Here is a 23,256-nt window from a genome sequence, read left to right as displayed (position 1 = left end):
GCCTACTCCTGCGGGACGAAGTCGTAGGGCGGCAGCGGCCCGATCAGCCGGACCTTGACGCGCTCGGCGTGGTCGCGGGCCAGCTTGTCGACGGCCTGCTCGAACTCGGCGCGCCGGTCGGCGTGGACCAGGAACGAGGCGTCCAGGACGTCCTCCTCGCGGACGGGCGTCTTGGCGGCGACGGCCTCGGCCGCGGGGGCGGCGCCGCCCAGCAGCGCCCGGCCGTCGGCGTCGCGGAGCCGCTCCATCGACTGGGTGATCAGCTCGCCGAGCCGGATGCGGTCGTAGTAGACGGCGTCGGCGACGTCGGGTGAGACCTCGCGCAGCCGCCGCGACAGCTCGGCGATCTCCGGGTCGGCCGCCATGATCTCGCGGAGCACCGCGTCCTGGACGTAGGTGGCCTTCAGGCGCAGTTCGATCCTGCCGTCCAGCTGGTCGAGGATGTGCCCGAACCGCTCGGAGTTGTCGGCGAGCAGTTCCTTCTCCACGGCGGCGCGGTCGGCCAGCGCCGCGCCGAACCGGAACGGCAGGACCACGGTCCCGGCGTCGACGAGCGCGTTCAGGACCCGCTGGTGGGCGACCAGGTCGGCGCGTTCGCCGAGCGCCCGGTCGCGTGGCAGGTCGCTGACGAGCGCGGCGCACACGCCGCCGTCCTCGACCAGGGTGACCGGCAGGTCGTCCAGGCCGTGCACGTCGCCGGGCAGGGCCGCGCCCGATCGGGTCACCCCGTACACGTACTGGGGGGTGCCCCCGGGGGCGGGGGCGCCGGGGGGTTGCGGCGTGGTCATGACTCCTCGTCCTCCTTCTTGCGGGACGAGCGGCGCCGTGCGGGCTGCCTGTCGTCGTCCTCGGAGTCGTCGTCGCCGCCGAAGGTCTCCTTCAGCCGCTCCTGGGCGCCTTCGAGGGCGCCGCGGGTCTTCTTCTTGGCGCCCGACTCCTGCATGCCCTCCACGAACTGCGGCAGCCCCTGTGAGGTGCCGTCGTGGGCGATGTCGAGGCGGTTGACGGCCTCGGCGAAGCGCAGGTAGGTGTCGACGCTGGCGACGACGATCCGCACGTCCACGGTGAGGATCTCGATGCCGACGAGCGAGACCCGGGCATAGATGTCGATGACCAGGCCCTTTTCCAGGATCAGGTCGACGACGTCGGCGAGGCTGCTGCCGGATCCGCCGCGCTGGACGGAGTTGCTGCCCGAGGTCTGCTGGGCGATCGGCCCAGTCATGTCATTCACTCCCTGTGGGGGTCGAGGGTTTGGTGTTATTTGGGGGGTTTAGCGGTTGTTCACGTCCCCCCCTGTACCCGCGCTGATCTCCCTAAACTGACCGCCCCGATTCGGTCACCCGCCGGTCAAGGCCCCGCAGGCGCCCCCGGAGGGCCGGGACGCCCGCTCCGGGGGCGCCTGCGGGGCCGCGCCCGGGGGTCAGCGTTTCCGCGCCGTGAGCCGCCCGACGACGACGCCCGCGGCACCTGCCACCGCCACCGGGACGGCGCGCAGCAGCCGCGCCAGCGTCATCAGCCTGGCCAGCCCCGCCACCCGGCCCGCCAGCGCCGCCGGCCTGCGCCGCGCCCTTGCGGACGCCGGCCGCCGTGCCCCGGGCCGCGCCGGACCGGCACCCGCGGCGCCATTTGCCCACCGGCCCCGCGACAGGCCACTCTGTGAGACCCACCGCCGAGCCGCACCCACCGGCCCGGCCCGACCACCGCCCGACCCGCGCCGGCCCGAGCCGAGCGCGGCCGACGTCACCGAAGCCGCACCCGCAACCGCACTCGCAACCGCGCCGCGCCCGGGAAGGAGGGCACCGTTGACCCGCCGCCTTCCCCGTGCCCGCATCTGCCTCGCCGCCGCCGTCGCCGCCCTGCTCGCCGCGGTCATCGCCGTCGCGGCCGGCATCTCCTCCTCCCCGCCCCGCCCGCCCGGTACCGCGCCGCCCGCCCGCGTCCTGTCCGCCTACGAGACCGCCGCCCCCGGCAACACCATCGACCGCGACTGCGGCTACAGCGCCCCGCTGCCCGGCCGGCCCGGCCGCAGCATCTGGCTGTTCTGCGACACCGTCTGGAAGGGCGCCCGCCCCGGCCTGTGGCTGGGCACCACCGCCGCCACCGGCCCCGCCGACCCCGGCCGCGTCCCCGCCCCCCTCACCGAACTGCCCACCCCCGACGGCGGACCCAGCCCGCCCGCCACACCGGACGCCGGCCCGTCCGCCGGGCCGTCCACCGGGCCGTCCACCGGGCCGTCACCGTCCGGGCGGGCGCGGCCCCCGCAGGGCATGCTCGGCGCGCCGCCCGGCCTCGTCCTGCCCGGCGGCCGGGCCTGCCACATCCCCGGCACCGCCTACGGCGCCTCCTGGGCCTCCGGCGCCGCCCGCCCGCCCGGCACCGCCACCCTCCTGATCGCCTACACCGACGTGTGCGTGCACGGCACCACCATCAGCACCCAGGGATTCGGCCTGGTCACCTACCGGCCCGACGGCCACGCCCTCACCGGCCGCGCCCGGCTGTTCAACTCCCCCGCCGGGCTGCCGTTCCAGCACAACCTCGGCTCACCGGTGTTCGCCCGCGGCCACCTGTACCTGTTCGCCTCGGTGTGCGACACCTCCGCGTTCGGCGCCTGCCACGGCGGGCGCGTCACCCTCGCCCGCGTCCGCGCCGACCCGGCCGCCTGGCGCGACCCCGCCGCCTACCGGTACTGGACGCCGGGCGGCTGGACCCCCGACGCCGCCCAGGCCCGCACCGTCGTGCGCGGCGCCGCACCCTACCTGGTCCACGTCGCCGACTACAGCGCCCTCGGCAAGGGCCTGGTCATGGTCGAGCAGCGCGGCCTGGACGGGCGGTACCGCCTCTGGCGCGCGCCGGCCCCCGAAGGCCCCTGGACCCCCGCCGCGGACGGCGCCGTCCCCTGCTCGGGCGGGTCGGGCCTCAACCAGTGCCGCGCCCTCATCGGCCACCCCGGCCTCAGCACCCGCGACGCGCTGCTGCTGTCGTACTACGACCCCGCCGACCACCACATCACCGCCCGCGCCGTCCCCTGGTGACGCCCGCGCCCCCCCCCGAAAGGGCGGGCGGGTCAGGGCCTCAGGTGCTCCACAGGCGCCGCTTGCGGTACCGGGGCTCCCACGCCACCCGGTTGCGGTCCCGGACCGGCGCCGGCAGCGCCGTCAGGAACCGGCTCCGCTCGACCGGCGCGATCCCGTCCACGACCCACGGGACGAACAGCGGCGTGCCCGCCTCGCAGCCGCTCCCGGCCTCGTCGGCGAGCTCCCGCCAGTCCGCGGGGCCTAGCACCGACTCCGCCAGCGGCAGCGCGGTCATCTCCTCGTGCCGCAGATGCGCCTCCACCGCCGCGCGCAGCTCCCGCACCGCCGCCGGCAGGTCCCCGCCGTCGCGCATCACCGCGTCGACCCGCCCGATCAGCGGCCCGATCCGGGCGTGCTCGGCGCCCATCTCCTCCATCACCGCCCGCTCGGCGCGGCGGCCCGCGACCGCCCGCCGCACCCGCGGCCACAGCAGGCGGTCCTCCAGATCGTGATGGATGCGGATCTGGTCCTTGAGGTTCTCCCAGCCCGCGCGCACGTGCGCCGCCCCGCCCTTGCCGGCCGCCGCCGCAGCCGCAAGCCGGTCCAGGTCCCGGCGGAACGCGTCGTGCGCGGCGTACAGGAGGGTGTGGCAGGTCACGTTACGCGGCTCAATCGCGAATGTTCCCATGCATATAAGAGCCCCGGCCCGCCCCCGGATGTGACGGCCGCGCGGCCGGAGAGACACACTTCACACCCCCGCCGGGCCCTCGCGGGTCAGGGGCCGCGCAGCAGGTCGCGCGCCGCCTCGGCGAAGGCGCGGACGCGGGCGCTGTCACCGCCCGCCCGCCACAGCAGCCCCCACTCCACGGGCGGCGCGTCCTCCAGCAGGACGAAGGCGACATCGGGCCGCGCGTGGTAACGGCGGACATGCGCGCCCACGCGGAACACGCCCTCGCCCGCGCCGACCAGCGTGAGCGTCTCCAGCAGCGTCGCCCCCGGCGCCAGCACCCGCGCCCGGGCCAGATCCGCCACCGGCACCGACGCGCGGCGCGCGAACGGGTGACCGGCCGGCACCGCCAGCATCGCCGCCTCCCGCACCAGCACCGGCCCGGCCACGACACCCGCCTCGTCACCGGCACCCGGCCCGTCCCCCGGCGACGCCGCCAAGCACACCTCCACCTCCCCGTCGCGCAGCCACGCCGCGACGTCACCGGCCCGCACCTCCCGGATCCGCACCCGGCAGCCCGGCTCACGCGACCGCAGCAGCCCGGCGGCGCCGGCCAGCAGCTGCCCCGCCGCCGCGCCGGTGAACCCGGCCACCAGCGTGCCGGTGACCCCCCGGCCCTCCTGCACCGCCCGCTCCACCGCCGCGCCGATCCGCGCCCACGCCGGCCCGATCTCGTCCGCCAGCCGCCGCCCCGCCGGAGTCGGCTCCACCCGCCGCGACGTCCGGTCGAACAGCCGGACCCCCACCCGCCGCTCCAGCCTGCGGATCGTCTGGCTCACCCGGGCCGTCGACACGTGCAACCGCTCCGCCGTCCGGCCGAAGTGCAGTTCCTCGGACAGCGTCAGCAACGCCTCGATCTCGTGCCGCTCCAGCACCGCCCGCCCCCCGTCGTTAAGTCTGGCTTCACGATCCTTGCACGGGACCGCGTTGATCGCCACGGTGTCCGCCGCGACGCTGGACATGTCCGGAAAATGCCCACTGACCTGCATCGGAGCCTGTCATGTACGTCACACGCCCGCACGCGCTGTCCCCCGGCGCCGACGCCGCCGAGCTGCACGACCGCACCGAGATCATCGACGCGCTCTACCGGTTCGGGCTCGGCCAGGACCTCAAGGACCCCGGCCTGCTGGCCTCCGCCTTCGCCGCCGACGCCGGCCTGGACTTCCGCCCCGCAGCCGCCGCGTGGGGCGCCGAGCCGCCGCCGATGTCGGGACGCGACACCATCGTCGCCACCATCCTCGGCGGGTTCGAGGGCCGCGTCGACACCACCCACCAGGTCACCAACCCCCGCGTCCACATCCAGCCCGACGGCGGCGCCGCACGCCTGACCGCGCTGGTCGAGGCTCAGCACCTGCTCACCGCCGACCACCGCGTGCACGCCCTGCTGAAGAACCTCTACGACACCGAACTCGTCCGCGACGGCCACCGATGGGTCATGCGCAGCGTCGTCATCGACAACCTCTGGTACACCGGCGACCCCACCGCGATCTTCGGCTGACCGGAGGCGCCCGCGGACCGGACCCGGCCACCGGGCGCGGGCGGCCACACCCGGGCGGAACCGGGGCTTGAGCAGCAACCGAACGGCCAGTCACATTGAGGAGCCCGGCGGGCTCCTCTTGCCGTGACCGGCCGTTCCGATGCGGGTGGGGGCGCCTTGCCGCTGTTAGCCGGTTATCGGCCGCAACCACCGCACGGGGATGGTCATCTCTTCCTCTCGATCACCTCGATCGCCAAGCTGCTGGGGTGTCCCCGGGCACGCTCTACAACCACGTCCCCGACCTGCGAGAGCTGCGGGAGCTGCGCGCGGGCGGAGCCGTCACGACGTCCCCGGGCGTGACGTCGTGACGGTCCCTCCGAAGGGCAAGAGCGGTGGTTGTTGGAGCCGCCGTGTTCGCTGGCAGGCGTGATTGGGCGTAGGTTGGTTGGTGAGTTTCAATCTGGCCTGGCCTTTGTGGCCGGGTGGCAGCCTGGTCGCCCCAGACCCCGGCGGCATCCGCAATCGATGTCCGATGCATGTCGTCTGGAAGCGCGACCAAGGAGCATGGCCCATGGACCGGTCAGCACGCCCACCCTCGGCCACACCGCCACCGCAGGCGCCGCCCGGCCCGCTGCCCTTGCTGGGGTTACTGGAGACGGTGGCGCTGGCCGGCAGCCCGGCCGTCATCGGCGACGCCGACGCCCGTCCCTCCTGCGACCGCGGCCCTGTCCCGGTCTTGTCCCGGCAGCCACCCGGCGCGGGGCCGGTCGGCTGAACAGCCGACCGCGCGGCTGGACGGCCCGGAGTACCGCCTGGTCGGTGAACTCTCCTTGCTCCGGCACAAGAGAGGTTGGTCTGCAAATGCCGAACTCACCGCCGGTTCATTCACGGCACGGTCCCAACACCTTCCCCAGCCCCACCACCGCCGATCTTGCCGGTAGCCTCCCGGCGACTCCGGACCTGCTGGCCGACGCCCTGGTCCGCCACATGTTCGCGCTCAGCATGGATCTGCACCGGGTCCTGGGCCGCATCAGCCCACCAACCGGCAGGACCGGCCGGTCAGGCACCCACCTGGCCGCCCACCCGGACGGCTTCGCTGCCGGTAACGGGAGCCTTCACCTGCATCCCGACAGCGAAGGGCTGCGCCAGATCCTGCGGCAGTCCATCGCTGAACTGGATCAGATGGTCCGCCAGACCCGGACGCTGGTCTTCGCGCACCGTAACGACACCACGCCGCCGCCGGGCACTGATTGACCACCCCGCCACCCCCGCACCACACAGGCCCCTCCGGGCCACATTCCCCCAGACCACCGGGCCGGGCACCCGGCGGACGAGGGCGACGGGGGCGGCGAGCGGGTCACCGTGCCCCTTTTGCCCGGGGGCGGCCGCAGGGGTCTGCATGCCCGCGGCCCACTGGGGACCCGCTCGCCACCCCTCACGATCCTGCAACCCCGGCCATCCCCGCCACCGACCAACGCCCCCCATCACCAGGACCAAGGACCCCGGCCACCCCAAATACCCCGAGGCGGTGACCGCGACCGTCTGCGGACCTGGCAGGGCGGTCCAACTCCACGTGTCGGGTCGGGGACGGGGCAAGCCCCGGTACCGCGGTGACCTTCGCGGCTGGCGTCCGGACTGGGACTCCAGAGCCGGACACGACCACCCCGTAACTCTTTATGGTGTAAATTGTTGTGCCGAGCGCCAACTGCCGACATCTCTTCACCACCTGAAGTGAGCGAGGAAGCCGCATGTCCCTCCCGACCACGACCGCACCGGCGACAGCAGGCCCGGGCGGGCGCACGGCCGCCGACGCCCACGACGTCATCGAGGTCCGCGGTGCGCGGGAGAACAACCTCGCCGGCATCGACGTGGACATCCCCAAGCGGCGCCTGACGGTCTTCACCGGGGTGTCCGGCTCGGGCAAGTCGTCGCTGGTGTTCGGCACCATCGCGGCCGAGTCGCGGCGGCTGATCAACGAGACCTACACCGCGTTCGTGCAGGGGTTCATGCCGAGCGCCGGCCGTCCCGACGTCGACACGCTGCGCAATCTCAGCGCCGCGATCATCGTCGACCAGGAGCCGATGGGCGCCAACTCCCGCTCCACCGTCGGGACCGCCACCGACGCCCACGCCATGCTGCGGATCATCTTCAGCCGGCTCGGCGAGCCGTACGCCGGCACCTCCTCGGCGTTCAGCTTCAACCACGCCGAGGGCATGTGCCCCGAATGCGAGGGCCTCGGCCGCGCCTCCCGGATCGACCTCGGCGAACTCGTCGACCGGGACCTGTCGCTGGACGAGGGCGCCATCACCGTGCCCGGCTTCGGAGTCGGGTCCTGGTACTGGAAGGTCATCGCCGAGTCCGGCCTGGTCGACCCCGCCGTCAAGCTGCGCGACTACACCGCCGCGCAGTGGGACGACCTGCTCCACAAACCCGCCACGAAGATCAAGAGCAGCGGGATCAACACCACCTACGAGGGGCTGCTGGTCAAGGTGCGGCGCCTCTACCTGGGCAAGGACACCGAGTCCCTGCAGCCGCACATCCGCGCGTTCGTCGACCGCGCCGTCGCCTTCAGCGCCTGCCGCGCCTGCGGCGGCGCCCGCCTCAACCCCGCCGCCCTCGCCAGCCGGATCGACGGACGCAACATCGCCGACTGCGCCGCCATGCAGATCGGCGACCTGGCGGAGTTCGTCCGCGGCATCGGCGACCCGTCGGTCGCGCCGCCGGCGGCCACCCTGCAGGGCACCCTCGACTCCCTGGTCGAGATCGGCCTGGGCTACCTCAGCCTGGACCGCGAGTCCACCACCCTGTCGGGCGGCGAGGCCCAGCGCGTGAAGATGGTCCGCCACCTGGGTTCCAGCCTCACCGACGTCACCTACGTCTTCGACGAGCCCACCGCCGGGCTGCACCCCCACGACATCGCCCGCATGAACGACCTGCTGCTGCGCCTGCGCGACAAGGGCAACACCGTCCTGGTCGTCGAGCACAAGCCCGAGACCATCGCGATCGCCGACCACATCGTCGACCTCGGCCCGGGCGCCGGCGCCGCCGGCGGGCGGGTCTGCTTCACCGGCGGCCTCGCCGGGCTGCGCGCCTCCGGCACCCCCACCGGACGCCACCTCGGCCACCGCGCCCGGCTGCGCGACACGCTCCGCCGGCCGTCCGGGCACATGGCGATCAAGGGCGCGGACCTGCACAACCTCAAGAACGTCGACGTCGAGATCCCCCTCGGCGTCCTCACCGTCGTCACCGGCGTCGCCGGCTCGGGCAAGAGCTCCCTCATCCACGGGTCCCTGCCCGGACGCGACGGCGTCGTCGTGGTCGACCAGTCCCCCATCCGCGGGTCCCGCCGCAGCAACCCCGCCACCTACACCGGCCTGCTGGACGCGATCCGCACCGCGTTCGCCAAAGCCAACGGCGTCAGGCCGGCCCTGTTCAGCGCCAACTCCGAAGGCGCCTGCCCCGCCTGCAAGGGCATCGGCCTGATCTACACCGACCTGGCGATGATGGCCGGCGTCGCCTCGGTGTGCGAGGAATGCGAGGGACGCCGCTACACCGCCGAGGTCCTCGGCCACACCCTGCGCGGCAAGGACATCAGCCAGGTCCTGGCCATGCCCGTCGCCGAGGCCCGCGAGTTCTTCACCACCGGGCAGGCCCGCGCCGTCCTGGACCGCCTCGCCGACGTCGGCCTGGGCTACCTCGGCCTCGGCCAGCCGCTCACCACCCTGTCCGGCGGCGAGCGCCAGCGCCTCAAGCTCGCCATCCACATGGCCGGCAAGGCCGCCGTCTACGTCCTGGACGAGCCCACCACCGGCCTGCACCTCGCCGACGTCGACCGGCTCCTGGCGCTGCTGGACCGGCTCGTCGACGACGGCGGCACCGCCATCGTCATCGAGCACCACCAGGCCGTCATGGCGCACGCCGACTGGATCATCGACCTCGGCCCCGGCGCGGGCGCCGACGGCGGCGAGATCGTGTTCACCGGCACCCCCGCCGACCTGGTCGCCGGCGCCGCCACCCGCACCGCCCGCCACCTGCGCGACTACACCGCCGGCGCCTGAGCGCCACGGTGGCCGTCCTCCTATCCCGGCGCCAGGCCCGCAGGCGGGCTGACGCGCCGGGGCCGCCCTGCGATGATCCCGGCCTGCGATGATCCCGGCCCGCGCCGAAATCGTGTTGACCGCCCTCGGCAGGCAGTGCTGGAGTCGGCACGTGGACGGCATCCCCGCCAACCGGCGGTTCTGGAACCAGATCAGCAGCGCCTACCAGCACGAGCACGACCCGCAGATCGGCGCCGCGCCCCGGCTGTGGGGCATGTACGCCATCCCCGACGCGCACCTGCACGCCCTGGGCGACGTCACCGGCAAGCGCGTCCTCGAACTCGGCTGCGGCGCCGGCCAGTGGTCCAGGTCACTCGCCGCCGAGGGCGCCACCGTGGTCGGGCTCGACCTGTCCGAAGCCCAGCTCGCCGCTGCGGCCCGCGCGATGGGAGCAGCCCGCTACCCGCTGGTGCAAGGCGCCGCCGAACTGCTCCCGTTCGCCGCCGACAGCTTCGACCTGGTGTTCTGCGACCACGGCGGGCTCAGCTGGGCGCCCCCGCGCCTGGCCGTCCCGCAGGCCGCACGCGTCCTGCGCCGCGGCGGGCGCCTGGTGTTCAACGCCGCCAGCCCATGGTTCGAAGCCTGCTACGACGACACCGCAAGCCGCGTGACCACCACGCTGCACCACGACTACTTCGGGCTGGACACCATCACCGAAGGCCACGACGCGACCAGCTATCAGCTCACCTACGGCGACTGGATCAAGACCCTTCGCGGCGCGGGCCTCATCATCGACGACCTCGTCGAACCGCGGCCCGAACCCGGAACACCCAACGGCTACAACAAAACCGACCCGCCCGACTGGGCACACCACTGGCCGGCAGAAATGCTCTGGGTAACCCACAAACCGTGAACGCGGCCCCTCTCCGGTGAGCCCCAGACCCCCCGGGCCCGGTTCGCCGGATCCTTCCGCCCCGGGTAGCCCGGGGCTTTCAGCCGGCGGACGGCGTCCAGGTAGACGCGCGCGGCGCGGTCAGCCGCGCGGACCGGCGGCCAGGACCTCCAGGTAGTGCGGGTTGGTCATCACGCCCAGGATGTTGCCGAACGGGTCGACGACCGACGCGGTGACGAACCCCGTCCCCTCGCCCCGCTCGGTGATCTTCTCGTGCGCGGTGGCGCCCATCGACAGCAGCCGCTCCACGGCCGCCTCCAGATCGTCGACGTGCCAGTACATCACCGCGCCGCCCGGGCGGGCGTCCGCGCCGCCGGGACGGAACCGGTTGTCGATCAGGCCCAGCTCGTGCTGGTAGTCCCCGATCCGGAACTCGTAGTACCCGGCGCGGCCGTCCGGCCCCGGGACGCTGAAGTACGGCTGCGTGCCCAGCAGCTCGGCGTACCAGTCCTTGGCGGCCTCCACATCGTCGGCCCAGAAGGAGATGGTGGCGAATCCTCGCAGCATGTCGTGCCTCCGTTCACGGGGGCCGGCGATCGTCCCCGGCCCTGCATTCACCACGGTAGGACCCCAATAGGTCAGCGAACGTCCTACTGCGGCGGCAGGATGGAGAACATGCGCGACCCCTCCGCACGACTCCTCCGCCTGCTGTCCCTGCTGCAGACGCCCCGCGAGTGGTCGGGCGCCGAACTCGGCGGCCGCCTCGGCGTCACCGCACGCACCATCCGCCGCGACGTCGACCGGCTCCGCGAGCTGGGCTACCCCGTCCACGCCACGCACGGCAGCACCGGCGGGTACCGGCTCACCGCCGGCGCCGCCATGCCGCCGCTCCTGCTGGACGACGACGAGGCGATCGCCATCGCGATCGGGCTGCGCACCGCCGCCGCCGGCGCCGTCACCGGCATCGAGGACACCTCCCTGCGCGCCCTGGCCAAGCTGGAGCAGGTCCTTCCGCACCGGCTGCGCAACCGCGTGGCCGCGCTGACCGAGGCGGCGGTGTCCCTCCCGCCGCAGGAGGGCGCCCCGCCGCCCGCCGACCCCGGCGTCCTGGCCCTGCTCGCCGGCGCCTGCGTCACCCGCGAGAAGGTCCGCTTCGCCTACACCGCCGCCGGCGGCCGGGAGACGCGGCGCCTCGCGCAGCCGCACCGCCTGGTCACCGTGGGCCGCCGCTGGTACCTGGTCGCCTACGACGAGGACCGCGGGGACTGGCGCACCTTCCGCGCCGACCGGATCACCGGTCCGCACCGCACCGGCATGCGCGGCCCCGAACGCGAACTGCCCGGCGGCGCCGACGCCGCCGCCTGGGCCATGGACGCCCTCGCCGGCGGGTCCGGGACGATCCGGGCGCGGCTGCTGCTGCACGTCCCGATCGAGGAGGCCGCCGAGCACGTCACCGCCTGGCAGGGCGTCCTGGAGCCGGTCGACGACCACACCTGCCGCCTGCACACCCGGTCCGACTCGCTGCGGTTCCTGGCCTACCGCATCACCCTGCTGACCGTCGACTACACCCTGCTCGACCCGCCCGAACTCGCCTCCCACCTGGCAGCCATCGCCGGCCGCGCCACCCGCGCCGTCCGGGCCTTCACCCCATGACCGGCGCGCCGCACCCTCAGCCGAGGGACGTGTCGCCCAGCGACTCCAGGAGGGTGCGCAGCGCACCGGCGAGACGCTCGCGTTCGGCCGGGCCCAGCGCGGCCAGCAGCCGCTCCTCGTTGGCGGCGTGCAGGCCCACCATCTCGTCCACGACGGCCAGGCCCCGCGAGGTCAGCCGGATCCGGACCGACCGCCGGTCCCCCGCGTCGCGGACCCGCTCGACCAGGCCCTTGGTTTCCAGCCGGTCGATCCGGTTGGTGATCGCCCCGGAGGTGACCATCGCGGCCTTCAGCAGCGCGCCGGCCGTCAGCTCGTAGGGGGCGCCGTGGCGGCGCAGCGTCGCCAGGACGTCGAACTCCCAGGTCTCCAGGCCCCGCTCGGCGAAGAACTCCTTCAGCTCCCGGCCCAGCAGCTGCTGCGCCCGCGAGATCCGCCCGACGACGCCCATCGGCGAGGCGTCCATGTCGGGACGCTCACGCGCCCACTGCGCCAGGATCGCGTCCACCGCATCCGCCATCGCCCCTCCAGGATCATCTCAACGTTGAGATTATCAATCAGAGGAACGCTCCGGGCGCCGGATACCCCGGCCGGCCTGTCGGCCTCGTGACCCGGCGCGGCGGTGCGGTTAGGGTGGCCGGTCTCGGCGTTCCACCGCGACGCGTTCTGCCTCGTCGCCGCAGACCGCGACGCCCGCATCGCCGGGTTCGTGAACGGCCGCGTCACCGCCGAGGACGGGCTGCTGCCCTGTGTGGACGGCGAGATCGACTCCCTCTACGTCGTCCCCGAAGAGCGCGGCAAGGGAATCAGCCACGCCCTCGCCGAAGCGGCCGTCGGGTGGCTGCGTACCCGCGGCGCCCGCAGCATCCGGTACCTGTCGTGCGCCGACGCCCACGACGACCACCGGTTCTGGCAGACCCTGGGTTTCGAACCCGACATGGTGTGCCTGTCGCTCTACCAGAGGTGAGCCCGGGGCCGGCGGACCCTTCCGGGCGTCCGCCGGCCCCCCGCCGCACGCGGCGCAAGGCGGGCCCGTCCGGGCGGCGACCCGGCGCGGTCAGCCGGTGGCGGCGCCGAACCATCTGGACAGCCCGCCGAGGAGATCTTGCTGATCTTCACCGGCCCAGGCCACGTGGCCGTCCGGCCGCAGCAGCACGGCGGGTGCGTCCAGCCCCTCGCCGACGTCGGCGACGTGGTCGACCCGGTCGGCCCAGCCCGCCACCGAGAGCCCGCCGGTCTGGTCGAGGAGCAGCCCGCGGCCGGTGCGCATCAGCTCGTAGAGGCGGCCCTGCTTCAGCTCCACGTCCCGCATCCGCCGGCCGAGCAGTTCGTGGCCCTCACCGAAGTCGTAGCGGACGCCGATCGCAGTGATCTTCTCGATCAGGTGCCGGTTCACCTCCTCGAAGTCCATCAGTTCCGACACCAGCCGGCGCACCGCCCGCGGACCCGGCTCGGGCGTCATCAGCTGCATCTGCGCGCGGGTGTTGTCCAGGACGTCGGCGGCCACCGGGCGCCGTTCGGCGTGGTAGCTGTCCAGCAGCCCCTCCGGCGCCCAGCCGCCGACCTCGGCTGCCAGTTTCCAGCCGAGGTTGAACGCGTCCTGGATCCCGAGGTTGAGCCCCTGCCCGCCGGTCGGCGGGTGGATGTGCGCCGCGTCGCCCGCCAGCAGCGCCCGGCCGGCCCGGTACCGCTCGGCCAGCCGGGTGGCGTCGCCGAACCGCGACAGCCAGCGCGGTGAGTGCACGCCGAAGTCGGTGCCGGCGAACCGCCGCAGCTGCCGCTTGAACTCCTCCAGGGTCGGCGGGGCCGCACGGTCCTCGGCGACCCCCTCGGCGGGAACGACGACGCGGTACACCCCGTCCTGGAAGGGCCCGACGCCGAACCGCAGCTGGGTCTTGCGGACCTCGGCGACGACCGCGGCGACCGTCGCCGGGTCCTCGGGCACCTCCATCTCGCCCAGCAGCGTCTCGACCCTGGAGGGCTCGCCGGGGAAGCCGACGCCGAGCAGCTTGCGCACCGTGCTGCGGCCGCCGTCGCAGCCGACGAGGTAGCGCGAGCGCAGCCGCGCGCCGCCCGCCAGCTCAACGGTCACGCCGTCCTCGTCCTGGTTCAGCCCGACCACCTCGCAGCCGCGCCGGATCTCGGCGCCGAGCTCGGCGGCGCGCTCGGCCAGCAGGCGATCGGTGGTGGTCTGCGGGATGCCGAGGACGTAGGAATGCGCGGTGTCCAGCCGGTCGGGCGCGGGCTTGGCGATGGCGGCGAAGAAGCCGGCGACCGGGTGCCGCTCGCCGTGCGCGAGGAACCGCTCCAGCAGGCCGCGCTGGTCCATCACCTCGATGCTGCGCACGTGCAGGCCGAGCGAACGGACATACCTGGCCGGCTCCGCCTCCTTCTCCAGCACGAGCACCCGCACGCCGTGCAGCCGCAACTCGCAGGCCAGCATCATGCCGGTCGGTCCACCGCCGGCCACGATCACGTCGATCATGAGATCCCCCTTCGTCCTGATGGCGCTTCGCCCGGCCCCCACGCGGTCCGGCGGCGCGCCTCCCGCGCCTCCGCGGCGGCGCATGCGTCGCCGCGTCCCGCATTTCCGCAGGTTCTGGCCTCGGCGGACGATTCTGCGGCACGACCGGGGTCTTGCCGCAAGCCCCCCGGTGCGCTATACGTTGAGAGTGGCAAGGGGTGGGTTCTCCTCCTTGCCTCTCCTCTCCCCCGCCCCCACTCCCGTCCGCTGTGGACGTACCGTCACGCCAGTGGTGGATCCGCCGCAGGATCAGGTGCGGGTGAGAAGCGGCTCGGCGCCGTAGGCGTCCTGCGCCGCCCTGCTCGGGGCCGCGCGGTGTTCATCGGGACGGCGAGATCGGGTCCCTCTGCCTTGTCCCCGAAGAGCGCTGCGAGGGAATCAGCCCCTTCCGGGCGGCAGCGCCCGCCGAGTCCGAATGAGCAGCGGCCGGAGATATGGAACGCCGCTTGCCGTTGCTTTCATTTTACACAGGATTCGGGACCCTCATGAGGCTCGGATTCATGTTCCATAATCGCCTGTCGCAACCCGGAACCAATCGGAATGGAGCCGCGGGAATGGGCTACGTGTTGGGACTCGACGAGGTCGGCCGGACGCATGTCGCCGCCGTCGGCGGCAAAGGGGCTCACCTGGGGGAGCTCTCGCGGATCGAAGGCGTCCGGGTGCCGGACGGCTTCTGCGTGACGACGGACGCCTTCCGGCGGATCATGGCCGGAGCGCCGGCGATCGATGATCTGCTCGATCGGCTGGCGCGCCTCGAGCCCGACGACCGCGAAGCGATCGGCACGGTGAGCGCGGAGATCCGCCGGATGATCGAGGCGATCCCGCTCCCCCGCGACCTGGTGGCGGCGATCGGCGGCCCGCTCGCCCGGCTCGGCGAGCACGCCGCCTACGCGGTCCGATCCAGCGCGACGGCGGAGGACCTGCCGACCGCGTCCTTCGCGGGCCAGCAGGACTCGTACCTGAACATCGTCGGCGAGGCTGCGGTCCTCCAGCACGTCAGGCGGTGCTGGGCCTCGCTGTTCACCGAGCGGGCGGTGACCTACCGCCTGCGCAACGGCTTCGACCACAGAAGGGTCCACATGGCCGTGGTCGTGCAGCAGATGGTGTTCCCGCAGGCGGCCGGGATCCTGTTCACGGCGGACCCGGTGACCTCGAACCGGAGGACCGCCACCGTGGACGCCGCCTGGGGCCTCGGCGAAGCCCTGGCGTCCGGCCTGGTCAACGGGGACCTCTACACCGTGCGCGACGACGAGGTCGTCGCCAGGACGGTCGCCACCAAGCAGCGTGCCGTCCACGCGGCGGCCGAGGGCGGGACACGGGAGCGGACGGTCGAGCCGGAACGGCGGGAACAGCCGGTGCTGACGGACGCGCAGGCCGTGCGGCTGGTGCGCCTCGGCCGGAGGATCGAGGCGCACGCCGGTCACCCCCAGGACATCGAATGGTGCCTGGCCGGCGACGACTTCCACATCGTCCAGAGCCGGCCGATCACCACGCTGTTCCCCGTCCCGGAGACCGCCGACCGGGACGACCACGTCTACATCTCCGTCGGTCACCAGCAGATGATGACCGACGCGATGAAACCCCTCGGCCTTTCCCTGTGGCAGCTGACGACCCCCCGGCCGATGGCCGAGGCCGGCGGGAGGCTGTTCGTCGACGTCGCCCGGGCGCTGGCCTCGCCGGCCGGCCGCGCGGGCATCATGGAGGGCGCCGGCAGGTCCGATCCGCTGATCAAGGACGCGCTGCAGACCGTTCTCGAACGCGGCGACTTCGTCCGCACACTGCCCGACGACGCCGCCCGCGGCGGTACCCCGGCGGCGCCCTCGCCGGGCGGCGCGACGGCCGCGATCGAGATCGACCCGGCCGTCGTCACCGAGATCATCGAGCGCGGCGAGGCCTCCCTCGCCGCCTTGGAGCACGACATCCGCACCAAGTCCGGACCGGCGCTGTTCGACTTCATCCTGGCCGACATCGGCGAGCTGAGGAGGACCCTGTTCGACCCCCGGGGCCTTCAGGTGATCACCGCGGCGATGGAGGCGGCCTGGTGGCTCAACGACCACCTCCGGCAGTGGCTGGGCGTGAAGAACGCGGCCGACACGCTCACGCAGTCCGTTCCTCACAACGTCACCTCGGAGATGGGGCTGGCGCTGCTCGACGTCGCGGACGTGATGCGCCCGCACCGTGACGTGGTGGCGTTCCTGCAGCACGTCGAGGACGCGGGCGGCACGGACGACGGTTTCCTGGACGACGGTTTCCTGGACGACCTCGCGAAGGTCGCGGGCGGCCGAGAGGCACGAGACGCCCTGCGGGCCTTCCTCGGCAAGTACGGCATGCGCTGCGCCGGCGAGATCGACATCACCAGGCCGCGCTGGAGCGAGCGCCCCGCCATGCTCGTGCCCACGATCCTCAGCAACATCAAGAACTTCGAGGCGGGCGCCGGCGAGCGGCGCTTCGAGCAAGGACGGCGGCAGGCCCGGGCGAAGGAGAAGGAGCTGCTGACGCGCCTGCGGGCCCTGCCGGACGGGCGGCGCAAGGCCGATGAGACCAAGCGGATGATCGACGGCGTCCGCACCTTCTCCGGGTACCGGGAATACCCCAAGTACCGCATGGTCAGCCGCTACTTCGAGTACAAGCAGGCCCTGCTCGCAGAAGCCGAACGCCTCGTGCGGGCCCGCGTCCTGCGCGAGACCGAGGACATCTTCTACCTCAGGTTCGACGAGCTCCACGACGTCGCGCGCACGCACCGCGTGGACGACGGACTCATCCGCGAGAGAAAGGAGGCGTTCAGGTCCTATCAGGCGCTGACGCCGCCTCGGGTGCTCACCTCGGACGGGGAGGTCGTCCAGGGTGCCTACCGGCGCGACGGCATCCCGTCCGGGGCGCTGGCCGGCCTGCCGGTCTCCGCCGGGACCGTCGAGGGACGGGCCCGCGTCATCGCGGACATGGCGCGGGCCGATCTCGGCACCGACGACATCCTGGTCACCGCCTACACCGACCCCAGCTGGACCCCCCTGTTCGTCGGGATCAAGGGCCTGGTGACGGAGGTGGGCGGCCTGATGACCCACGGCGCGGTGATCGCACGGGAGTACGGCCTGCCGGCCGTCGTGGGAGTGGAGAACGCCACCCGGCTGATCCGGGACGGGCAGCGCATCCGCGTGCACGGGACGGAGGGGTACATCGAGATCCTGCCCTGACCGGCCCGAGAGGTGTCAGGGACTCCTCCCGGGCGCGGCACGGCCCCGCCCCGTCCGGGCACGGCGGGGCGGCACTACCCTCTGACCGCCTTCTCCAGCCGGGGCGAGTTCTCGTCGGCGGCGTCGGTGGCGTCGGCGTCGTCCAGGTGCCCGGGGCGCGGGGTGTTCATCAGAACGGCGATGATCAGCGCGCCGGCCAGCAGGATCCCCGCGGCCCAGGTGCCGGCCACGCCGAAGCCCTCCACCACCGCCTGCTTGGCGACGGCGGGGCTCCCGACCTGGGAGGCGTGCGAGGCCAGGTAGTCCGCGGTCGCGCCGGTGGCGATGGTGTTGAGCAGCGCCGTGCCGATCGAGCCGCCGATCTGCTGCGCGGTGTTGACGCTGGCCGAGGCCACGCCCGAGTCGTCCTGGCCGACGTCGTGGGTGGCGTAGTTGAGCGCGACCGGCATGATCATGCCAGCTCCGAAGCCGAGCAGGAGCTGCGCGACGAGCACGCCGGCGGCGTAGCCGGTGCCGGTCTCCAGGGTCCGCATCCACAGCATGCCGGACGCGCTGATCAGCATGCCGGGGACGGCCAGTGTCCGCGGCGCGACCTTGGGCAGCAGCCGGGTGGAGAGCCCGCCGGCCGAGACCAGGACCGCCGTGACCATCGGGAGGAAGGCCACGCCCGTCTTGATCGGCGAGTATCCCTTGACGACCTGCATGTAGTAGGTCAGGAAGAGGAACGCCCCGAACATTCCGATGACGGCCAGGCCGACGGTCAGGTAGGCGCCGCCGCGGGTGCGGTCGGCGATCACGCGCAGCGGCAGCAGCGGCTGCGCCACCCGGCTCTCCACGAGGATGAACGCGGCGAGCAGCACCGCGCCGGCGGCCAGCAGGCCCGCGACCTGCACCGAACCCCAGCCTTGGGACTCGGCCCGGCTGGTGGCGTACACGACCGCGACCAGCCCGCCGGTCACCAGCAGCACGCCGGGGACGTCGAACCGGGCCCTGCCCGCGTGCCGCGACTCGGTCAGCACCGCGTACCCGCCGATCGCCGCGATCAGGGCGATGGGGATGTTGACGTACAGGCACCAGCGCCAGTCCAGGTAGTCGGTCAGCGCCCCGCCCGCCAGCAGCCCGATCGCGCCGCCCGCGGCGGAGATGGCGCCCCAGATCCCGAACGCCTTGGCGCGCTCCTTGGGCCGGGTGAACGTCACCGTCAGCAGCGACAGCGCGGACGGCCCGAGCAACGCACCGAACGCGCCCTGCAGGGCACGGGCGGTCAGCAGCATCTCGAAGTCGGCCGCCGCGCCGCCGAGCGCCGACGCGCCGGTGAAGCCGGCCAGCGCGATCAGGAAGGTCCGCTTGCGGCCGGTGTAGTCGGCGATCCGGCCGCCGAGCAGCAGCAGGCTGCCGAACGCCAGCATGTACGCGGTGATGATCCACTGCCGGTCGCCGTCGGAGATCCCCAGGTCCCGCTGGAGCGACGGCAGTGCGATGTTCACGACCGTCGCATCCAGAACGATCATGAGCTGGGCCAGGCCGATGAAGAGCAGCGCAGCCCAGCGGCGCGAGGTTGCCCCCTCGGCCTGCGCCTTCGTGGTTGCCATGACGTCGTCCTCACTCGTGGAGTTGTGCCGCGCGGATCGTTCGCGCGGACCTGGCGAACACGAGATGCCGACGGCCCGCTCCCTGTGACGGCGCCGCCCTATGACGTGCGCCACCGCGCGCGGATGTCACACGGCGGCGCCGGACGGCGTCTTGTGCGCGCAGGGGATCGAGAGCGAACGGACGGGGGACGGCGATGAGTGAGCGGACAACGGACACGGGCGGGCCGCCGGCTCATGGCGACGGCGCGGACGCCGCCACCGAGGCGTTCGTCGCCCACCGCAACCTGCTGTTCACCGTCGCCTACGAGATGCTCGGGTCGGCCGCCGACGCCGAGGACGTCCTGCAGGAGACCTGGCTGCGGTGGGTGGGCGTCGACCTGGCCGCGGTGCGGGATCGGCGCGCGTACCTGGTCCGGATCACCACGCGGCAGGCGCTCACCCGGTTGCGCACGCTCGGCCGGCGCAAGGAGTCCTATGTCGGCACGTGGCTGCCCGAGCCGCTGCTGACCGCGCCCGACGTGGCCGAGGACGTCGAGCTGGCCGAGAGCGTCTCGATGGCGATGCTGCTGGTGATGGAGACGCTCGCACCGACCGAGCGGGCCGTGTTCGTGCTGCGCGAGGTGTTCGACCTCGGGTACGACGAGATCGCCGAGGCCGTCGACAAGAGTCCCGTCGCGGTCCGCCAGATCGCCCACCGGGCACGGGCGCACGTCGCCGCGCGCCGGCCGCGCGACGTCGTCTCCCCGGCCGAGACCCGAGCCGCGATCGCGGCCTTCCAGCGGGCGGTCGAAACGGGCGACCTGCAGGACCTGCTGGACATCCTCGCGCCGGACGTCGTCATGTTGAGCGACGGCGGCGGACTCAGGCGGGCCGTGCCGCGGCCCATCGTGGGGTCCGGCAAGGTGGCCCGCCTGCTGGCCGGCGGGTTGAACCGGTTCCGCGCCGTGACGTCGGCCGAGCCGGTCCAGGTCAACGGCCACCCGGGTCTCATCCTGCGGTTCAACGGCCGGATCGCCGGAGTCGTGGCGGTGCGGGTCGAGGACGGCCTCGTCACCGGTCTCTACGTCGTACGCAATCCCCAGAAGCTCTCGCGTGTGGAGCGGGAGACCGCGCTGAGCCGCTGAGACCGGACCTTGACGCCCCTTCGGCAGCGGGTACACCCGGCTGCACGGCCCGAGGGCGGACCGCGTCCTGGAAATCGGCGTGCCCGCGGATGTCGAGAACGCGGCGCCGGCTCCGTCCCAGGGACACAGGCGGCCTCGGGCTCGAAGAGGCCGCAGAACGGCAGCGAAGGGGAAGACCGTGCAACCGAACGAGATCACCGAAGTTCTGAACCGGCCGCTCAGCCAGGAGATGCTGGCCCGCGACCTGACCCGCCTGGCCTACGTCGCCAAGGACGGAACACCCCGCAATGTCCCGATCGGGTTCTCCTGGAACGGCTCGCAGATCGTCATGTGCACGGCGAAGAACGCGCCGAAACTCACGTCCCTGCGGGAGAACCCGGCGGTCGCCCTGACGATCGACACCGAGGTGCACCCGCCGACGATCCTGCTCATCCGCGGCCGGGCCGAACTGGACGTCGTCGAAGGCATCCCGGACGAGTATCTCGAGATGAACGGCTCCTATCAGATGACGCCCGAGCAGCGGGTCGAATGGGAGGCGGGGGTGCGTTCGCTCTACGACGGCATGGTCCGGATCGTGGTGACCCCGACGTGGGCGAAGCTGATCGACTTCGAGACGACCCTGCCGAGCGCGGTCGAAGAACTGATCCGGCAGCGGGACGAGCGTCAGGACGCTTGACCCGGGTGGGGAGCGGTCTGCTCGCTTTGCGCCCGGCTCTCGCGTCCCCGCCGGCGGGCGCGGCCTTCACGGGCTGGTTCATGCTCATGCACACGACGCTGAGAGGAACTTGCCGCCAAGACATACAAGGTTGCGCATGACGCAAGAAGACGAAGGGCTGGACAGCCTCGTACGCAAACGGATCCGCGCACTGCGGGTGGCGCAGGGCTGGTCGCTGGAGGAACTGGCGACCCGCGCCCACCTCAGCCAGTCGTCACTGAGCCGCAGCGTGGTGCACCCAGCGCATGACCGAGCCGCCGCCCGAGAACCCGGCGCGCATGCGTGCCCACCCGGGCCGCGAATGGCTCGTCGTCCTGTCGGGCACCGCGGTCCTGATGCTCGGCCACCGCCGCTTCCGCCTCGAGACCAATCAGGCCGCCGAGTTCCCCACGATGATGCCGCACGCGATCGGCGCCGAGGGCGGGCCCTGCGAGATCCTGGGCATCTTCGACCGCGACGCCCGGCGCGGCCACCAGCGCGATGGCTACGGCGACGACGCCCAGGGCGCTCCCGAGTGACGGCGCATGCCCCGCGACGGCCCGCGCAGCGGTGAGCTTTTGACGGAACGGACGGCCAGGCGAAGATCCTCGACACGGACGCCGAGGTCCTCGCCGAACACACCGCCTCCATCGGCCGCTACGCCCACGGCATCCTCCAGCGCATCCGCGGCGCCGTCGCCGAAACGCTCTCCCCCGAGGACCTCACCGCGCTCGACCGGCTCCCCGACCCCGGCGGCCCGCACGGCATCCTGCGCCGCGACGACCTGACGGTACGCACCGAGCGCACCGTCTGGGCCGCCCGCCGCACCTGACCCCGGACACGGAACGCCGGTTGAGAACGCGGTCCCCGCTCGTGTCGCGCGAGTCGAGCGCCGGAGATCCCCCACCCGCCTCCCGCCCGTGCCGCCTCCGGCGGGGCTGCCGGAGGCGGCACGGTCGCATCATGCGACGGCGGTCCCCTCAAGCTCGACCATCAGGGTGGGGATCGCCAGCCGCGTCACCCCGAGCATCGTGGTGGACGGCGCGACCCCGGCGGCGCCCAGCCGTGACGCCAGCACGCCGTAGTGCTCGAAGAGCCGGTCGACGTCGGTGGTGTAGACGTTGAGCCGGACCAGGTCGGCGAGGGACATGCCGGCCTCGCCGAGCACGGCCTCCAGGTTGTCGAGGCTCAGCGCCAGCTGCGCCGCCATGTCACCGGCATGCTGGGGCTTGCCGTCGCCGCTCATCGCGGTCTGCCCGGCGCAGTACAGGGTCCTGGTGTGCCCGGAGACGATCTCACCCTGGTTGTATCCCATCTCCGCAGACCAGGCCCACGGGTTGACCGCCGTCCGCTCCATATCCGCACCAGCTCCATTCGAATCGTCGACATCACGTACGTCCATCGGCTCGGTAGCCGCGGTCTTCTTCGACATGCCGATAAGCCTCCCGGCAAATCACGACATCCCGTGTCATGTATCCCGGTAGGGTTTTCGGATGCGCGCCGACCGGCTGGTCTCCCTGGTGCTGCTGCTGCGGCAGCACGGCCGGCTGCCCGCCGCCGCGCTGGCCCGCGAGCTCGAGGTGTCCACCCGCACCGTGCTGCGCGACATCGAGGCGCTGTCCGCGGCCGGCGTCCCGGTCTACGCCGAACGCGGCCGGCACGGCGGGTTCGCGCTGCTGCCCGGTTTCCGGACCGAGCTCACCGGACTGAACCACGACGAGGCGCTTGCCCTGCTGGTCGCCGGGGTCCGCTGGATCCACCGGATGCCGGAGACTCCGGCCGGCGCGGTGACGGTGGTGGATGGGACGGTGTTCGCCGCGGTGAACGGTCCGGGCGACGGGGGCCACGGCGAACCGTCGTTCGCCAAGGCCGTGACGGCGATCGGCATCACCGACCGGGTAGTGCGGTGGACGCGCCCGCTGCCCGATACGGGTGCGGGCACTCCCGTCATCGCGGACGGCTTCGTCTACATGGCCGTGCGGGACGGGCGGGTGCTCGCACTCGACGCCGGGTCCGGGGACGTCCGCTGGGAGGTCGACCTCGGCGAACGGATCCTCGACAAGGAGGAGATGGGTTACTTCGACGTGGAATGCGCCTTTGAAGAGGACGGACAGGTGATCATCCCGGCCAACGGCGTGCTCTACGTGCGAACTCGGGCGGGGATCATCGCCGTGCGCTGAGCCGCGCCGCTCCAGGGGGATCCGGCGTGGCTCGGCCAGCAGGTGCGGTGGCCAGGCGCAACCTGTGCGGGCAATGAACGTCGAAATCGTGTACTCGCCAGTGGAATGCATGCGGAGCAGTTCGGCCTGCTGGCGGACGGACAGCTTGGGTTGC

At 73.0% G+C, this 23,256-nt stretch carries 21 protein-coding genes and 2 pseudogenes; 14 read left to right on the top strand and 9 right to left on the bottom strand.

Annotated elements, in window-relative coordinates; all coding sequences use genetic code 11:
- Positions 1 to 2 precede the first annotated feature (2 nt).
- Both ACGFK0_RS13635 and gvpJ read right to left on the bottom strand, forming a co-directional pair.
- On the bottom strand, positions 3 to 788 hold the full coding sequence (locus tag ACGFK0_RS13635) for a GvpL/GvpF family gas vesicle protein (RefSeq protein WP_392904214.1): 786 nt from the start codon (positions 786 to 788) through the stop codon (positions 3 to 5).
- A complete protein-coding gene (gene gvpJ, locus ACGFK0_RS13630; protein WP_392904211.1) occupies positions 785 to 1,222 on the bottom strand; it encodes a gas vesicle protein GvpJ in 438 nt (145 codons plus the stop codon). Before gvpJ ends, ACGFK0_RS13635 begins: the two co-directional genes overlap by 4 nt.
- A gap of 580 nt (positions 1,223 to 1,802) precedes the next feature.
- Here gvpJ and ACGFK0_RS13625 point away from each other — a divergent pair.
- Positions 1,803 to 3,032, top strand: a complete 1,230-nt coding sequence (locus ACGFK0_RS13625) for a hypothetical protein (RefSeq protein WP_392904209.1) — start codon at positions 1,803 to 1,805, stop codon at positions 3,030 to 3,032.
- 40 nt (positions 3,033 to 3,072) lie between these two features.
- Here the strand turns inward: ACGFK0_RS13625 and ACGFK0_RS13620 are convergent, their stop codons facing one another.
- Both ACGFK0_RS13620 and ACGFK0_RS13615 read right to left on the bottom strand, forming a co-directional pair.
- Positions 3,073 to 3,672, bottom strand: coding sequence for a hemerythrin domain-containing protein (locus ACGFK0_RS13620; RefSeq protein WP_392904207.1), 600 nt, complete (start codon positions 3,670 to 3,672; stop codon positions 3,073 to 3,075).
- 116 nt (positions 3,673 to 3,788) lie between these two features.
- Positions 3,789 to 4,703, bottom strand: a complete 915-nt coding sequence (locus ACGFK0_RS13615; protein WP_392904204.1) for a LysR family transcriptional regulator — start codon at positions 4,701 to 4,703, stop codon at positions 3,789 to 3,791.
- A gap of 38 nt (positions 4,704 to 4,741) precedes the next feature.
- Here ACGFK0_RS13615 and ACGFK0_RS13610 point away from each other — a divergent pair, with 38 nt between their 5' ends.
- The 5 genes from ACGFK0_RS13610 (at position 4,742) to ACGFK0_RS13590 (ending at position 10,168) form a co-directional block, all read left to right on the top strand.
- A complete protein-coding gene (locus ACGFK0_RS13610) occupies positions 4,742 to 5,239 on the top strand; it encodes a nuclear transport factor 2 family protein (protein ID WP_392904202.1) in 498 nt (165 codons plus the stop codon).
- A gap of 550 nt (positions 5,240 to 5,789) precedes the next feature.
- A complete protein-coding gene (locus ACGFK0_RS13605) occupies positions 5,790 to 5,993 on the top strand; it encodes a hypothetical protein (protein WP_392904199.1) in 204 nt (67 codons plus the stop codon).
- Positions 5,994 to 6,079: 86 nt separating this feature from the next.
- On the top strand, positions 6,080 to 6,472 hold the full coding sequence (locus ACGFK0_RS13600; RefSeq protein ID WP_392904197.1) for a hypothetical protein: 393 nt from the start codon (positions 6,080 to 6,082) through the stop codon (positions 6,470 to 6,472).
- A gap of 494 nt (positions 6,473 to 6,966) precedes the next feature.
- The gene (locus ACGFK0_RS13595; RefSeq protein ID WP_392904195.1) at positions 6,967 to 9,276 is read left to right on the top strand and encodes an ATP-binding cassette domain-containing protein; all 2,310 of its coding nucleotides are present in this window, start codon (positions 6,967 to 6,969) and stop codon (positions 9,274 to 9,276) included.
- A gap of 151 nt (positions 9,277 to 9,427) precedes the next feature.
- Positions 9,428 to 10,168: a class I SAM-dependent methyltransferase gene (locus ACGFK0_RS13590; RefSeq protein WP_392904193.1), complete on the top strand. Its 741-nt coding sequence runs from the start codon at positions 9,428 to 9,430 to the stop codon at positions 10,166 to 10,168.
- 120 nt (positions 10,169 to 10,288) lie between these two features.
- Here ACGFK0_RS13590 and ACGFK0_RS13585 read toward each other — a convergent pair whose 3' ends face one another.
- Positions 10,289 to 10,714 (bottom strand): VOC family protein, encoded by a 426-nt coding sequence (locus tag ACGFK0_RS13585; protein WP_392904191.1) that lies wholly within the window; start codon positions 10,712 to 10,714, stop codon positions 10,289 to 10,291.
- A 108-nt stretch (positions 10,715 to 10,822) separates the two neighbouring features.
- Between ACGFK0_RS13585 and ACGFK0_RS13580 the strand changes: the two genes are divergently transcribed.
- Positions 10,823 to 11,800: a helix-turn-helix transcriptional regulator gene (locus tag ACGFK0_RS13580; protein ID WP_392904188.1), complete on the top strand. Its 978-nt coding sequence runs from the start codon at positions 10,823 to 10,825 to the stop codon at positions 11,798 to 11,800.
- Between the two features lie 16 nt (positions 11,801 to 11,816).
- Here the strand turns inward: ACGFK0_RS13580 and ACGFK0_RS13575 are convergent, their stop codons facing one another.
- Positions 11,817 to 12,317 (bottom strand): MarR family winged helix-turn-helix transcriptional regulator, encoded by a 501-nt coding sequence (locus ACGFK0_RS13575; RefSeq protein WP_392904185.1) that lies wholly within the window; start codon positions 12,315 to 12,317, stop codon positions 11,817 to 11,819.
- Positions 12,318 to 12,419: 102 nt separating this feature from the next.
- Here ACGFK0_RS13575 and ACGFK0_RS13570 point away from each other — a divergent pair, with 102 nt between their 5' ends.
- Positions 12,420 to 12,764, top strand: coding sequence for a GNAT family N-acetyltransferase (locus tag ACGFK0_RS13570; protein WP_392904182.1), 345 nt, complete (start codon positions 12,420 to 12,422; stop codon positions 12,762 to 12,764).
- A gap of 90 nt (positions 12,765 to 12,854) precedes the next feature.
- On the opposite strand, the gene rox is transcribed toward ACGFK0_RS13570, so the two are convergent.
- On the bottom strand, positions 12,855 to 14,282 hold the full coding sequence (rox, locus tag ACGFK0_RS13565) for a rifampin monooxygenase (RefSeq protein ID WP_392904180.1): 1,428 nt from the start codon (positions 14,280 to 14,282) through the stop codon (positions 12,855 to 12,857).
- Between the two features lie 593 nt (positions 14,283 to 14,875).
- Between rox and rph the strand changes: the two genes are divergently transcribed.
- Positions 14,876 to 17,512, top strand: a complete 2,637-nt coding sequence (gene rph / locus ACGFK0_RS13560; RefSeq protein ID WP_392904178.1) for a rifamycin-inactivating phosphotransferase — start codon at positions 14,876 to 14,878, stop codon at positions 17,510 to 17,512.
- A 74-nt stretch (positions 17,513 to 17,586) separates the two neighbouring features.
- On the opposite strand, the gene ACGFK0_RS13555 is transcribed toward rph, so the two are convergent.
- Positions 17,587 to 19,104 carry an MFS transporter gene (locus ACGFK0_RS13555; protein WP_392904176.1) on the bottom strand — a complete coding sequence of 506 codons (1,518 nt, stop codon included), beginning with the start codon at positions 19,102 to 19,104 and terminating at the stop codon, positions 17,587 to 17,589.
- A gap of 194 nt (positions 19,105 to 19,298) precedes the next feature.
- Between ACGFK0_RS13555 and ACGFK0_RS13550 the strand changes: the two genes are divergently transcribed.
- The 3 genes and pseudogenes from ACGFK0_RS13550 to ACGFK0_RS13540 all read left to right on the top strand — a co-directional run bounded on the left by ACGFK0_RS13550 (position 19,299) and on the right by ACGFK0_RS13540 (position 21,461).
- A complete protein-coding gene (locus tag ACGFK0_RS13550) occupies positions 19,299 to 20,228 on the top strand; it encodes an RNA polymerase sigma-70 factor (protein ID WP_392904173.1) in 930 nt (309 codons plus the stop codon).
- A gap of 178 nt (positions 20,229 to 20,406) precedes the next feature.
- On the top strand, positions 20,407 to 20,904 hold the full coding sequence (locus tag ACGFK0_RS13545; RefSeq protein WP_392904171.1) for a pyridoxamine 5'-phosphate oxidase family protein: 498 nt from the start codon (positions 20,407 to 20,409) through the stop codon (positions 20,902 to 20,904).
- Between the two features lie 136 nt (positions 20,905 to 21,040).
- Positions 21,041 to 21,461: pseudogene (locus ACGFK0_RS13540) on the top strand (helix-turn-helix domain-containing protein).
- A 422-nt stretch (positions 21,462 to 21,883) separates the two neighbouring features.
- Here ACGFK0_RS13540 and ACGFK0_RS13535 read toward each other — a convergent pair.
- Positions 21,884 to 22,279, bottom strand: coding sequence for a RidA family protein (locus ACGFK0_RS13535; protein WP_392904168.1), 396 nt, complete (start codon positions 22,277 to 22,279; stop codon positions 21,884 to 21,886).
- A gap of 136 nt (positions 22,280 to 22,415) precedes the next feature.
- On the opposite strand from ACGFK0_RS13535, the pseudogene ACGFK0_RS13530 reads away from it, so the two are divergent.
- Both ACGFK0_RS13530 and ACGFK0_RS13525 read left to right on the top strand, forming a co-directional pair.
- A pseudogene (locus ACGFK0_RS13530) lies at positions 22,416 to 22,673 on the top strand (helix-turn-helix transcriptional regulator); the annotation flags it as partial.
- Positions 22,674 to 22,685: 12 nt separating this feature from the next.
- Complete coding sequence (locus ACGFK0_RS13525; protein WP_392905106.1) at positions 22,686 to 23,102, top strand: PQQ-binding-like beta-propeller repeat protein; 417 nt, start codon at positions 22,686 to 22,688, stop codon at positions 23,100 to 23,102.
- Positions 23,103 to 23,256: the final 154 nt, after the last annotated feature.

Source organism: Spirillospora sp. NPDC048823, from assembly GCF_043198445.1.
GTDB lineage: Bacteria > Actinomycetota > Actinomycetes > Streptosporangiales > Streptosporangiaceae > Spirillospora.
This window is presented reverse-complemented; position numbering and strand designations above follow the sequence as displayed.

What these genes read in the sequence shown, in the direction of transcription:
- ACGFK0_RS13635 (WP_392904214.1), bottom strand. Translation starts at nt 788, where the DNA reads ATGACCACGCCGCAACCCCCCGGCGCCCCCGCCCCCGGGGGCACCCCC.
- gvpJ (WP_392904211.1), bottom strand. Translation starts at nt 1,222, where the DNA reads ATGACTGGGCCGATCGCCCAGCAGACCTCGGGCAGCAACTCCGTCCAG.
- ACGFK0_RS13615 (WP_392904204.1), bottom strand. Translation starts at nt 4,703, where the DNA reads ATGTCCAGCGTCGCGGCGGACACCGTGGCGATCAACGCGGTCCCGTGC.
- ACGFK0_RS13610 (WP_392904202.1), top strand. Translation starts at nt 4,742, where the DNA reads ATGTACGTCACACGCCCGCACGCGCTGTCCCCCGGCGCCGACGCCGCC.
- ACGFK0_RS13605 (WP_392904199.1), top strand. Translation starts at nt 5,790, where the DNA reads ATGGACCGGTCAGCACGCCCACCCTCGGCCACACCGCCACCGCAGGCG.
- ACGFK0_RS13600 (WP_392904197.1), top strand. Translation starts at nt 6,080, where the DNA reads ATGCCGAACTCACCGCCGGTTCATTCACGGCACGGTCCCAACACCTTC.
- ACGFK0_RS13595 (WP_392904195.1), top strand. Translation starts at nt 6,967, where the DNA reads ATGTCCCTCCCGACCACGACCGCACCGGCGACAGCAGGCCCGGGCGGG.
- ACGFK0_RS13585 (WP_392904191.1), bottom strand. Translation starts at nt 10,714, where the DNA reads ATGCTGCGAGGATTCGCCACCATCTCCTTCTGGGCCGACGATGTGGAG.
- ACGFK0_RS13580 (WP_392904188.1), top strand. Translation starts at nt 10,823, where the DNA reads ATGCGCGACCCCTCCGCACGACTCCTCCGCCTGCTGTCCCTGCTGCAG.
- ACGFK0_RS13575 (WP_392904185.1), bottom strand. Translation starts at nt 12,317, where the DNA reads ATGGCGGATGCGGTGGACGCGATCCTGGCGCAGTGGGCGCGTGAGCGT.
- rox (WP_392904180.1), bottom strand. Translation starts at nt 14,282, where the DNA reads ATGATCGACGTGATCGTGGCCGGCGGTGGACCGACCGGCATGATGCTG.
- rph (WP_392904178.1), top strand. Translation starts at nt 14,876, where the DNA reads ATGGGCTACGTGTTGGGACTCGACGAGGTCGGCCGGACGCATGTCGCC.
- ACGFK0_RS13555 (WP_392904176.1), bottom strand. Translation starts at nt 19,104, where the DNA reads ATGGCAACCACGAAGGCGCAGGCCGAGGGGGCAACCTCGCGCCGCTGG.
- ACGFK0_RS13550 (WP_392904173.1), top strand. Translation starts at nt 19,299, where the DNA reads ATGAGTGAGCGGACAACGGACACGGGCGGGCCGCCGGCTCATGGCGAC.
- ACGFK0_RS13535 (WP_392904168.1), bottom strand. Translation starts at nt 22,279, where the DNA reads ATGGAGCGGACGGCGGTCAACCCGTGGGCCTGGTCTGCGGAGATGGGA.
- ACGFK0_RS13525 (WP_392905106.1), top strand. Translation starts at nt 22,686, where the DNA reads ATGCCGGAGACTCCGGCCGGCGCGGTGACGGTGGTGGATGGGACGGTG.